Origin of the sequence: Streptomyces sp. NPDC005752 (genome assembly GCF_040630715.1) — a bacterium.
Taxonomy (GTDB): Bacteria; Actinomycetota; Actinomycetes; order Streptomycetales; family Streptomycetaceae; genus Streptomyces.
Window position 1 is genome coordinate 64,181 of record NZ_JBEXYB010000023.1, and the last position, 12,352, is coordinate 76,532.

Here is a 12,352-nt window from a genome sequence, read left to right on the forward strand (position 1 = left end):
GTGGTGGAATGACAGGCCCCGCGGTCCCGTTCCGCGAAATCGTTCTGAAGGTTCACAGCAGGTGTGACCTCGCCTGCGATCATTGCTATGTCTATGAACACGCTGATCAGAGCTGGAGAACCCGGCCCAAGACGATTTCTGATCACGTCATCGCCAGGACGGCCCAGCGCCTGGCCGAGCACGCGAAGACACACGCACTGCCCTCCGTGTCAGTGATCCTGCACGGAGGGGAGCCTCTGCTGGCAGGCCCCTCGCGTCTGCGGCGCGTCTGCGAGGAGTTCGGCGCCGCCCTGTCGGGTGTAGCCGCCCTCGACCTCAGGATCCACACCAACGGCCTCCAGCTCAGCCCCCGTTACCTCGACCTCTTCGACGAGTTCGACGTCAGGGTCGGGATCTCCCTGGACGGCGACCGCACGGCCAACGACCGGCACCGCCGGTTCGCCGACGGGCGCAGCAGCCACCCCCTCGTGCTGAAGGCGGTCGAGCTGCTCCGGCAGGACCGCTACCGCCATCTCGATCTCGGGCTCCTGTGCACCGTCGACATCGCCAACGACCCGCACGCGGTGCTGGACGCCCTGGTGGCGCTCGACCCCCCGCTCATCGACTTCCTCCTCCCGCACGCCACTTGGGACGAGCCGCCCCCCCGCCCCGACGGGTCTCCCACCGCCTACGCCGAGTGGCTCCTCGCGGTCTTCGACCGCTGGCAGGAGGAGGGCCGCCCGGTGCCGGTGCGCCTGTTCTCCTCGGTGCTCTCCACGCTGGGCGGCGGCCCCAGCCTCACGGAGTCCCTCGGACTCGCCCCCACCGACCTCGTGGTCGTCGAGACGGACGGTCAGCTGGAGCAGGTCGACTCCCTCAAGAGCGCCTACGAGGGCGCGGCAGCCACCGGCTTCGACGTGTTCTCGCACTCCTTCGACGACGTCGCCGCCCATCCCGGGGTCCGGGCGCGGCAGCTCGGCCTGGCAGGCGTCAGCGAGACCTGCCGGCGGTGCCCCGTCGTACGGTCCTGCGGCGGCGGGCTCTACACGCACCGGTACCGCCCGGAGAACGGCTTCGACAATCCGTCCGTCTACTGCGCCGACCTGGAGGCGCTGGTGCGGGGGATCCAGGCGCGCACGAGCGCGGCCGGTGTCTCCCCCGCGGTGACCGACCGGGACGAACTGGTCGCCGAGCAGCACGATCTGACCCGCACGCTCCTCGCCGGGCTCCACGACGCGCTGGACGGCCGCGGGGGCGCGCGGTGGGACGAGGCGTGGGGAATCGCGGGTGTTCTGGAGTCCTGTGACGAGGGCGCCGTCGCGCTCGACCGCGTCCTGGCGCACCCGTACACGCGTACCTGGCTGCTGGACGTCCTGGAGGGGCTGCACGCCGAACGGCCCGAAGCCGTAGGCCAGGCGCTGCGGCTGCCGTCGTACGTGGCGGCCGCAGCGGTGCGGTCCGGCCTCGACGTGGAGGTGGCCGCGGACTACCGGGACGGCAGGCTCTTCCTCCCCACGGTCGGGGAACTGCGCCTGGCGGGGCCCGGTGAGGCCGGCCGCGTCGGGGTGCGCGCCGCCGGAGACGGCTTCTCGGTCCGGCGGGAGGGCGGCGGTGCGCGGACCGTTCCCGGCGGGGCCGACGGTCCCGACTGGTTCCCGGTGCGGCACTTCGCCGCGGGTGGCGCGCCGGCGTTCGCCCTCGACGACCTGGACCCGTACCGGGACTGCTTCGATTCGCCCGCGGCGCCCCGGCTGGGCCGGACGGACGCGGAGGCCTGGGCCGGGGCCGTCGGCCGGGCGTGGGAGCTGCTCGAACAGGCCGCGCCCCGGCAGGCGGCTGACGCCGCTACGACGCTGACCACACTGACCCCGCTTCTCGCGGGCCGGAACGCGGGACGGCCGCACGGCTACGGAACCGTCGGACTGGTGATGGCGGAGGCGGAGGACCCCCTCGAGCTCGCCCTCGCACTGCTGCGCGGACTGCGGCGGGCCGGGCTGCGGGCGCTGCTGGACGTCACGGATCTCTACGCGCTGGACGGAGCCTGGGAGCACCGGCCGCCCTGGAGGCGGAATGCGAAAGTCCCTTTCTCCGGCCTACTGGCCGAGACGTACGAACGTGTGGGACTTTCCTTTCTCGCTCCCGAATTCCTGGACGGCGTGCCCGAGGCGCTCGACATGATGGACGGGGCCGCCGAGCCGACCGTCGGTGGAATGCGGCTGCTGAGGTCACTCCGTGACGAGGTGGGAGGTGTACATGGGACAAGTGGGATGAACGCCCTCATGAATGCCGCCGCTCACGACCTTGTTCGATGAAACCTGGGTAGGGATGACTGAAAAGCGGCGTTGAATGACCGAACGCCATGGGGGTGGAGCACTGTCCGCTCCGGAATGATGAATTCGCTCGCACCCTCTCCACAGTCCTGGGATGCGGGTGCTCACACAGGACGGGGGTCGTGTGCACGCATGACGCAACAGCGAGCGGACCATCGGCCGTACTTTTTTCTGAGCTACGCGCATACACCGGGGTACGGCGGTGGATCGGACCCTGATATGTGGGTCGAACGGCTTTTCCAAGATCTCTGCGGTCATGTGATGGCCATGACCAATCTGCCCGCGGGATCGCCGGCCGGTTTCATGGACCGGGAGATCCGCTCCGGCGAGGGCTGGTCCGAACGGCTCGGCAACGTCCTGGCCAACTGCCGCGTATTCGTACCGCTGTTCTCGCCGCGCTACTTCGCCAGCGAGATGTGCGGAAAGGAGTGGTACGCCTTCGAACAGCGCGCCATCCATCACCGGGCCCGGTCGAACCAGCCGGCGGAGGCGATCGTCCCCGCGCTGTGGGTTCCGGTGCAGCCGAGCCAACTGCCGGGACCGGCCGAGCGGTTACAGTTCAATCACCGGGACTTCGGGGACCGCTACGTCAGCGACGGACTCTACGGGCTGATCAAGCTCACACTGTTCGCGCAGGACTACGAACAGGCCGTCTACCACCTGGCGAAGCGCATCGTCCACGTCGCCGACACCGTACGGATCGGCTCGGGCAGACCCCTCGACTTCCGCCTCGTCCCCAGCGCCTTCGGCGCACCGGGCAGCGGAGTCGGCGTCCCCAGGCCCATGCGGATCACCATCGCCGCGCCCACCCGCCACGATCTGCCGGAGGGCCGGAACCCGGACTACTACGGCGACAATCCGCAGGAGTGGAACCCCTACCATCCGGCCGCGGCCAGACCACTGGCCTACATGGCCGAGGAACTGGTGCGCTCCCTCAACTACCAGGCCGTCATCACCACGTTCGACGAGGAGCCCGGGCAGCGGGAGGGCAAGCAGCCACCCAGCACCCCGGAGATCCTCCTGGTCGACCGCTGGGCCCTGCGGGACGAGGACCTGCGGCGGCGGCTCGCCGCCTTCGACAAGGAGAACCGGCCGTGGGTGACCATGGTCGTCCCCTGGTGCAGGGACGACGGCCAGAGCAGAGCGGCCGAGGCCGAACTGACCGAGAGACTCGAGCGGACGATGCCGGTCAAGATGCGGCAGGGGCGGGCCTTCTGCCGTGTCGCGGCCAAGGGGGTGCCCAGTATGGAGGCGTTCGGCCAGATCCTTCCCCAAGTGGTCGAGGTGGCTGCCCAGCAGTACCTCAGGCACGCCACGGTCTATCCACCGGCCGGTGGGAGGCCCAGTGAGCGGACCCGGCTGACGGGGCCCATGGGAAGCACCCAGTTCATACCCGACATGCACGACCCTGCGACGGATGCGGAGGACGTATGACAGCCGGTCGTGACGGGCGCATCGTCACTTTCTACTCGTACAAGGGCGGCACGGGGCGCACCATGGCCCTCGCCAACACCGCCTGGATCCTCGCCGCCAACGGCAAGCGGGTGCTGGCCGTCGACTGGGACCTGGAAGCCCCGGGGCTCCACCGGTTCTTCCACCCCTTCCTCGACCCCTCGACGCTCGGGGCCACCACCGGCGTGATCGATCTGATCACCGAGTACGCCTGGGCCGCGACCAACCCCGCCCAGCGGGCGGACGACTGGCACCGCGACTACGCCCGCATCCAGCCGCACGCGGTCTCGCTCACCCCCGAGACGCTCGGCTGGGAGTTCCCCCGGGGCGGCACGCTCGACTTCGTCTCCGCCGGGCGCCAGAACCGTGAGTACTCCGCGACCGTCTCCACCTTCGACTGGGACAACTTCTACGACCGGCTCGGCGGCGGCCACTTCTTCGACGCGCTGCGGGACGACATGAAGGCCAACTACGACTACGTCCTCATCGACAGCCGCACGGGCCTCAGCGACATCGCCGACATCTGCACCGTCCACCTCCCGGACGTACTCGTCGACTGCTTCACCCTCAGCGACCAGTCCATCGACGGCGCGGCCTCGGTCGCCCGGCAGATCGCCGAGCGCTACACCGGCCGGCCCATCTCGATCTTCCCCGTCCCGATGCGGATCGACGAGGGCGAGAAGGAGAAGGCCGACGCGGGCAGGGCGCTGGCCAGGCTGAAGTTCGACCGGCTGCCCCGTGATCTCTCGGGCGACGAGCTCACCGCCTACTGGGGTGCGGTGGAGATCCCCTACCGCCCCTACTACGCGTACGAGGAGACCCTCGCCACCTTCGGCGACGAGGCCGGGCTCAGCAACTCGCTCCTGTCCGCCTTCGAGCGGCTCACCGCGGTCGTCACACAGCAGGAGATCACCTCCATGCCCCCGGTGGGGGAGGAGGTCCGGCTACGCATCCGTGACGCGTTCACCCGTCGCAGGCCCGCGCTGCCCGCCGACCTCTTCCTCAGCTACGTGGCGGAGAACCGCATGTGGGCCGACTGGGTCGAATCGGTCCTCACCCGGGCGGGGTTCCGGGTGGTCCCGCGCGACGTCTCCGCGGGTACCGGGGACGTCACGCACGCGGCCGAGTCCGCGACCCGCACCGTCGTCCTGCTCTCCAGCGCCTATCTCAAGTCGCAGCGGGCCGTTGCCCTGTGGGACAGGGCGGTCTCCGAGGACCCCGGGGGCGGACGGCGTCAGCTGCTGCCCCTCAGGGTCAGCGACGTCCGGCTCTCCGCGCCGTACATCGACCGGAATCCGGTCGACCTGTTCCGGCTGGACGAGGTCCACGCCACGACGGCCCTGATGCGCGCGCTGGACCGGCCGGTGCAGCTCGGCGACGGGATGTCGCCGGGACCCCGCTTCCCCGGGACCGTCCCCAGGATCTGGAACGCGCCACCCCGCAACCCCGGCTTCACGGGCCGCTCCCTGGTCCTGGAGCGGATGCGTGACCAGCTCGGTGGCGGCATGGCCGTGGTGCTGCCGCAGCCGCAGGCGCTGTACGGGCTCGGTGGTGTGGGCAAGACCCAGGTGGCCCTGGAGTACGTACACCGCTTCATGGCCGACTACGACCTGGTGTGGTGGATATCGTCCGAGCAGATCGACGACGTGGTGGCGAGCCTCGCCGAACTCGCCGTACGGCTCGGCGCCCAGGGCGGCGACGACATGGCGGCGGCCTCGAAGGAAGCCGTGGACCTGCTGCGGCGGGGCGTGCCCTCGGAACGCTGGCTGCTGGTGTTCGACAACGCCGACGACCCCGAGCGGCTCAGCCGCTACTTCCCGCAAGGCGGATCGGGCCACATCCTCGTCACGTCCAGGAACCAGACGTGGTCCCAGCACGGTGACGCGCTGCCCGTCGACGTGTTCCTGCGGGAGGAGTCGATCGAGCACCTGCAGCGCCGTGCGCCGGGCCTGAGCGACGAGGACGCCGCCCAGGTCGCCACCGCCGTCGGGGACCTGCCGCTCGCGGTCGAACAGGCGGCGGCGTGGATCGCGGAGACCGCCACCCCCATCGACAGCTACCTGGAGCAACTGGCCCGCCAGGCGCCCCAGGTCCTCGCCCTGAACCAGCCGGCCGGCTACCCGGAACCCGTCGCCGCCACCTGGAACATCTCCATCGAACGCCTCAAGGAGCGTTCGCCGGCCGCGGTGCGGCTGCTCCAGCTCTGCGCGTTCTTCGCGCCCGAACCGATCTCCGCCAACCTCCTCTACAGCAAGGAGATGATCGAGGCACTCAAGCCGTACGACGCCTCGCTCCAGGAGAAACTGGTACTCGGCCGGGTCATCCGGGAGATCGGCCGGTTCGCCCTGGCCAAGGTCGACCAGGTGTCGAACTCCATCCAGGTGCACCGCCTGGTCCAGGCGGTGATCAGGGCGCAGCTCAGCGAGGAGGAGCAGCGCGAGGCCAGGCATGTCGTCCACCGCATCCTGGCGGGCGCCCGCCCCGATGACGACGAGCCGATCGACAACCCCGGGACCTGGCCGCGCTTCGCCACGATCTGGCCGCACCTCGGCCCGTCGGACGCGCGCAACTGCAAGGACCCGGAGACACGCAGGCTGCTCATCGACCGGGTGCGCTACCTGTGGAAGCGTGGAGACGTCCGGACGGCGGGCCGACTCGGGGACGAGCTCCGTGACACGTGGCGGGACATGCTCGGCAACCGGGACCTGCAGTACCTCTACCTCTGCTTCCACCTCTCCAACATCATGCGTACCCGGGGCCGGTTCGTGGAGGCCAAGGAGCTGGACGAGGTGACCCTCGGCCGGCAGCGGGAGGTACTGGGGCCGGAGCACCCGCACACGTACATGACCACCAGCAGCCTGGCCATCGACCTGGGGCTGCTCGGTGACTACGGCAGGGCGATCGAGCTGGCGACCGCGGCGCACGAGGGGTTCAGCCAGATCTTCCACGACAGGCACCCCCGCACGCTTGCCGCGGCCAACAACCTGGCGCTGAACCTGCGGAGCGTCGGGCAGTACGCACGCGCCAGGGAGATCGACCAGGACGTCTACGACCTGCGGTCCGAGGTCCTGGGTCCGGAGCATCCGTACAGCCTGTCCTCCGCGATGTGCCTGGCTCGTGACCTGCGCGAGGTCGGACGGTACGAGGACTCGGTGGGTCTGCTCAGCCGTACGTACGACAGCTTCAAGGCCACACTCGGCCGGACCTATCCGACGACACTGAGCGCCGCCAAGAGCCTGGCGGTCTCGCTGCGCAGGGCGGGGCAGCTCGAGGACGCGCGGAGGCTGACGGTGGCCACCCGGGCCAGGTACCGGGCCAAGTACACCTCGGCCAACCCCGAGTCCCTGGCCTGCGACCTCAACATGGCGGCCGACCTGTTCGCCGCAGGGGAGGCCGTGGAGGCCAGGGACACCGCGCAGGAGGTGGTGGACGAGTACATGAAGGTGCCGGGGGAGCAGCACCCGTACACCCTGGCCGCGCAGAACAACCTCGGCATCTACCTCTCGGGAACCGGTGCGCCCCTGGAAGCGGAGGCGCTGCTCACCCGGGTGGTCGCCTCGATGCGCGAGGTGTTCGGGCAGGAGCACCCGAACACGCTGTTCTCCGTGATGAACCTGGCCAACGCCACGGCCGACCGGGGCGGGCTCGAGATCGTGCTGGAGACGGAGCGCACGGTGGCCGGCCAGTTGCGGGAGGTCCTCGGCGCACACCACCCGGAGACCTTGGCCATGACCTCGAACATCGCGGTCACGCTCGACGCGATGGGACGCGAGGACGACGCGCTGAGGCTGCGGGCGGAGACCGGCGACGAGTTGGCGCGGCAGCTCGGTGACGAGCATCCGCTGACCCGGATAGCGAGGACCGAGCGAAGGTTCCGCCGTGAGCTGGAGCCCATGGCGGTGTGAGCCCGATGGGCCCGGTGCCGGACGTGTCGTGACGTGTCCGGCACCGGAGCCCCGCCTCGGTCAGCAGGCCACGGCCTCCCCGTCGTCCAGCAGCCAGTTGAGCACGTCGGGGAGCACGGACAGCGCGTCGAAGTGTGCTGCCGCCGGTTCCAGTACGGCGGTGGCACCCGGGATCTGCCCGGCCAGCCAGCGGGAGTGGCCCACGGGGGAGAACACGTCCTTCACGCCGTGCCACAGCATCACCGGGCACGTGATGTCCGCCGGGTCGAATCCCCACGGGGTGCAGAACGCCATGACGTCGTCGATCCAGCCGTACGCCGACGTGCGCAGTCCCTCACGGAAGTTGGCGAGCAGCATGGTGCGGATGCCTGCGTCGTTGACCACGGTCCGGTCGGAGTCGGTCAGTTCCCGGCGCAGGTCGTCCAGGAGCCGGACCGGGTTCTGCCGGATCTCAGCCGAGCGGCTGATGAAGGACTGCGCCAGCCCGTCCGGATCCGCCGCCGCCGTGGAGTACGCGAGCACGTTCGACTCGGCCATCCCCTCGAACCAGTCGAGTCCCACGGCGTCCCTGGGGGCCAGGCTGACCAGGGCCGCGGCACGGGTGACCCGGTCGGGCATCAGCGCGGCGCAGGCCAGGGCGTGCGGAGCGCCGCCCGAGCGGCCGACCACGGCGAAGCGCTCCAGGCCGAGGGAGTCGGCGATCGCCCGCACGTCCTCGGCGACATCCTTCACCCGGCGTCCCGGCAGTCGGTCGGAGCCGCCGTATCCCGGCCGGTCGTAGGCGATCAGTTGCGTCTTCCGCTGGTACAGGACCATCCCTCGTGGAGCGGGACCCAGCCGGCTGCCCGGCATCCCGTGCAGGAGGAACACGGGTCTGCCCCGCGGATCCCCCTGACGCTCGACCATCAGATGCCGTCCGTCCGCCACGCGCACCCGACTTCGCACGCCGCTCCTCCGCTCGGTCACCCCGCCCGGTCCGGGCATCAACTACCCGGCGTGTACTGCCTGTTCGATGATGACTCATCAGAAGCGATACCGGCACTCCCCGTGGGGGTGCGCCGGTGGTGTCCGGGACGTCCGGGGGCATTCGGTGGCGTTCGGCTTCAGGAGTGCTCTCCACGACATCCGGACTCCAGGGGCTACTACAGGACAGGACTAGTCCTCACCCGCTGCCGACGGGTCATCGCACCGGGTGTTCGCAATCGGAATCGACGTGGCACGACGCCCGGGTTGTGAACACCTCGCGGGTGAACGGTCGTCGTCGTGTGCGCGTCCTGAAGTCGACCTTGTGTGCTACCGCCCGCATCGGAATAGTGGGCGCCCCATCCTCCGTGTTTCCGGACACCCCACTTGTCCGTGCACGGCCCCACAGGAGGTCGAAGTTGAAGCACCGACGCATATCCAGCAAGCGCGTGGCGATGGCCGGATCGGCCGTCCTCGCTCTGGTCGCGGCAGGAGTGACGTTCCAGACTGCGAACGCCAGTGACGCCGTACCGCAGTTCGAGGCACGGACCGTCAACGCCCACTCGGCCGGAACTCTCGCTGCCGGCCTGGACAAGAAGCTGGGCGGCGACGCGGCGGGCGCGTACTACGACGCCAAGGCCAAGAACCTCGTCGTCAACGTCGTCGACGAGGCGGCGGCCGAGCAGGTCCGCCAGGCCGGTGGCAAGGCCAGACTGGTACAGAACACGCTCGCCGAGCTGAAGGACGCCCGCCAGACCCTCTCCGACAAGGCGACCATCCCGGGCACCTCCTGGGCCGTCGACCCGGTCAGCAACAAGATGGTCGTCACTGCGGACCGTACGGTCGACGGCGCCGCCTGGGACAAGCTCAGCAAGGTGGTCGAGGGCCTCGGCTCCAAGGCCGAGCTGAAGAAGTCGGACGGGGAGTTCAAGCCCCTCATCGCGGGCGGCGAGGCAATCTGGGGCGGCACCGGACGCTGCTCGCTCGGCTTCAACGTGGTCAAGGACGGCGAGCCGTACTTCCTGACCGCCGGGCACTGCACCGAGGGGATCAGCAGCTGGTCCGACACGCAGGGCGGCTCGGAGATCGGCGCCAACGAGGGCTCCAGCTTCCCGGACAACGACTACGGCCTGGTCAAGTACACGTCCGACGTGGCGCACCCGAGCGAGGTGGACCTCTACGACGGCTCCACACAGGCGATCACCAAGGCGGGCGACGCGACCGTCGGCATGACGGTGACCCGCAGTGGCTCCACCACCCAGGTCCACGACGGTGAGGTCACCGCCCTGGACGCCACCGTCAACTACGGCAACGGCGACATCGTCAACGGCCTCATCCAGACCACGGTCTGCGCCGAGCCCGGCGACAGCGGCGGCTCGCTCTTCTCGGGCGACACCGCGATCGGCCTGACCTCGGGCGGCAGCGGTGACTGCTCCGCCGGCGGCGAGACGTTCTTCCAGCCGGTGCCCGAGGCGCTGGCGGCGTACGGCGCCGAGATCGGCTGACCCACGGATCCGGCTCCTGACGAGCCGGCCGGCCCGCCCCTCTGCGTGAGGGGCGGGCTTTCCGTCTTTCCGTGGGCTTCCCGGCCCGTCAGCCGCCCGTCAGCCCGTCAGCCCGTCAGTCCGCCCGCCGAGAGTCGGTCGCCGATGTCGTCCGCGAGCTGTTCGCCGAGCGCGTCCGCCCTGTTCAGCAGCCTCCTGAAGGCGGTGAGGCGGCGGAACACCTCTGCGTAGGAGCCCTGTTCCTCCAGCGGCAGCTGAAGGACGTGCAGGCGCCTGATGTCGACGCGGGACGAGCTCGAGGCGTGCGTGCCGGCCTGGCGGCCGTTGGACGGGGCGCGCAGGCAGCCGGCCAGGAAATGGGCGTTCAGCTTCGCGGGCTCCACCCGCAGGACGTACAGCTGGGGTCCCAGGGCGATCGGCGGTCCTTCGTGCACCCACGCCCTGAACGCGCGGACGACACCGGCGACCACGACATCGCCCTCCTCGGCCACGGTCGTGTCGGCGCCGGGGTCGGCCTCGGTGCCCGGAGTTCCATCCATCAGCAGATCGGCGACGGTGAGGAGGGGCAGGCGTGCGTCATGGTGGGAAGGCGCCGTGGTGTCCGCCGGCTGCTGCCCGGCGCGCAGGGTGAGGGCGCCGGCCTTCACGAGGTCGCCGACCGTGGCTGTCGTACGGGAGTCTCCCTCGGAGAGTCCGAGTTTCGACAACTGCTGTGTCAGATCAGTGAGTTGGCCCAGGGAGTCGCCCAGTTCGGCCCAGGAGGCCGCCAGTTCGACGCCCGACGGGTCGCCGCCCGCAGAGGTGTAGCGCCCCGGAGTGACGTCCACCTCGTCGTCCAGCAGGTCGAGCAGAGGGATCCGGACGGCGCCGTCCGGGAGTGCGCCCTCCGGTGCGTCGAGCTGCGAGACGGCGGACAGGACGAAGTCGGTCAGTGTGCCCCAGTCGGGTCCCTGCTCGCGCCCGCCGGACTTGGCGAGCCGCGTCGCGTCGACCAGGAGGGCGTCCTGGGCGGCCGGGCCCGCCGGGCCGTGGGTGTCCGGGGCCGCGCGCAGGACCCACAACTGGAGCGAGACGCTGTGCGGCTGTGCGCAGCCCGGCGGCAGGGCGACGACCGCCCGCAGGATCCCCGTACGCAGCAGCGACCCCCGGATGCGGCGGCCCGCCTTGCGGGACGCGACGGCCGGAGGCAGGACGACGACGGCGGTGCCGCCGGGTCTCAGGTGCGCCAGCAGGTGCTGGACCCAGGCCAGCTCGGGTTCGGTGCGCGGCGGGAGCCCGTGGGTCCAGCGCTGGTCGGTGGCCAGCTCCTCGTAGCCCCAGTCGCGTTCGTTGAACGGCGGGTTGCACAGGGCGATGTCGGCCCGCAGCCCGGCGAACGGATCGGCTCGCAGCGCGTCGGCCGTCACGATCTCCGTTCGCACGTCCGCCCGGCCCTCCGTCGCGAAGCCGAGGCGGGCGGTGGCGAGGGCGGCAAGCGCCGGATCGCGTTCGCATCCGACCAGAGCCGGCTCCGGGCCGGTGTACTCCTCCGCCGCCGCCACCGGCAGATGCCCTGTGCCGCACGCCGGATCGAAGACCGTCAGGCCACCGGAGCCCTCACCGAGCCGGGCGCCGAGCGCGATCCGGGCCATGAGCGACGCCAGCGGAGCGGGTGTGGTGCTGAGCTGGCGTACATGGGTGTCCAGCCACCGCTGCAACAGGAACTCGAACGTGTCGCGCGGCCCGTCGCTCCGACCCAGCCGGGCGGCCTCGCCGGCCAGGTCGCGCGCCTCCTCGGAGAGGTCCGCCAGGGTGGAGCGGGCTCGCGGGGAGCGCATCCTGCGGGCCGCCTCGGCGATGGCGAGCCCCGAGGTGTCTCTGCTGCCCAGTGCTTCGAACCGCGGCCACAGGAATTCGCGGCCGGCGACGTCGCGCAGCTTGCCGTTGTCCCGCAGCCACCGCTCCACCTCGGACAGCGAGAACTGGGGGCTCACGTCCGTGCCGCCGATGCGGGACGGGAACGAGTCGTGACGGCGGCGCCAGTTGCTGACCGCCGCACGCCCCACACCCGCGATCCGGGCGATCTCGGCGAGACTGACCGGTACGGCGTCGGTTCTGTGCATTCGAGGGTCTCCGGGTCCTTGGCGGGCCGGGCGGGTCGGCGTCCCGGCGGCCGCAGTCATGGCAGGCTACTACGCTCATTGACTTTGTTCACAGGTCAAACCCTTGATGTCGCCGT

At 70.5% G+C, this 12,352-nt stretch carries 6 protein-coding genes; 4 read left to right on the forward strand and 2 right to left on the reverse strand.

Going from position 1 to position 12,352, the window contains the following annotated elements; translation table 11 throughout:
• Nucleotides 1-8: 8 nt before the first annotated feature.
• From fxsB to fxsT, 3 genes are all read left to right on the forward strand, one after another.
• Nucleotides 9-2,291: a radical SAM/SPASM protein FxsB, inactivated metallohydrolase extension form gene (fxsB, locus tag ABZ441_RS20320; RefSeq protein WP_358975819.1), complete on the forward strand. Its 2,283-nt coding sequence runs from the start codon at nucleotides 9-11 to the stop codon at nucleotides 2,289-2,291.
• 150 nt (nucleotides 2,292-2,441) lie between these two features.
• Nucleotides 2,442-3,743: an FxsC protein gene (gene fsxC / locus ABZ441_RS20325; protein ID WP_358975821.1), complete on the forward strand. Its 1,302-nt coding sequence runs from the start codon at nucleotides 2,442-2,444 to the stop codon at nucleotides 3,741-3,743.
• Complete coding sequence (fxsT, locus tag ABZ441_RS20330; protein ID WP_358975824.1) at nucleotides 3,740-7,666, forward strand: FxSxx-COOH system tetratricopeptide repeat protein; 3,927 nt, start codon at nucleotides 3,740-3,742, stop codon at nucleotides 7,664-7,666. Before fsxC ends, fxsT begins: the two co-directional genes overlap by 4 nt.
• 60 nt (nucleotides 7,667-7,726) lie before the next feature.
• Here the strand turns inward: fxsT and ABZ441_RS20335 are convergent, their stop codons facing one another.
• Nucleotides 7,727-8,611 (reverse strand): alpha/beta hydrolase, encoded by an 885-nt coding sequence (locus ABZ441_RS20335; protein WP_358975827.1) that lies wholly within the window; start codon nucleotides 8,609-8,611, stop codon nucleotides 7,727-7,729.
• A 437-nt stretch (nucleotides 8,612-9,048) separates the two neighbouring features.
• Here ABZ441_RS20335 and ABZ441_RS20340 point away from each other — a divergent pair, with 437 nt between their 5' ends.
• Nucleotides 9,049-10,134: a S1 family peptidase gene (locus ABZ441_RS20340; RefSeq protein ID WP_358975830.1), complete on the forward strand. Its 1,086-nt coding sequence runs from the start codon at nucleotides 9,049-9,051 to the stop codon at nucleotides 10,132-10,134.
• Nucleotides 10,135-10,241: 107 nt separating this feature from the next.
• On the opposite strand, the gene ABZ441_RS20345 is transcribed toward ABZ441_RS20340, so the two are convergent.
• Entirely contained in the window at nucleotides 10,242-12,236 is a 1,995-nt protein-coding gene (locus tag ABZ441_RS20345; protein ID WP_358975833.1) for an N-6 DNA methylase, read from the reverse strand.
• Nucleotides 12,237-12,352: the final 116 nt, after the last annotated feature.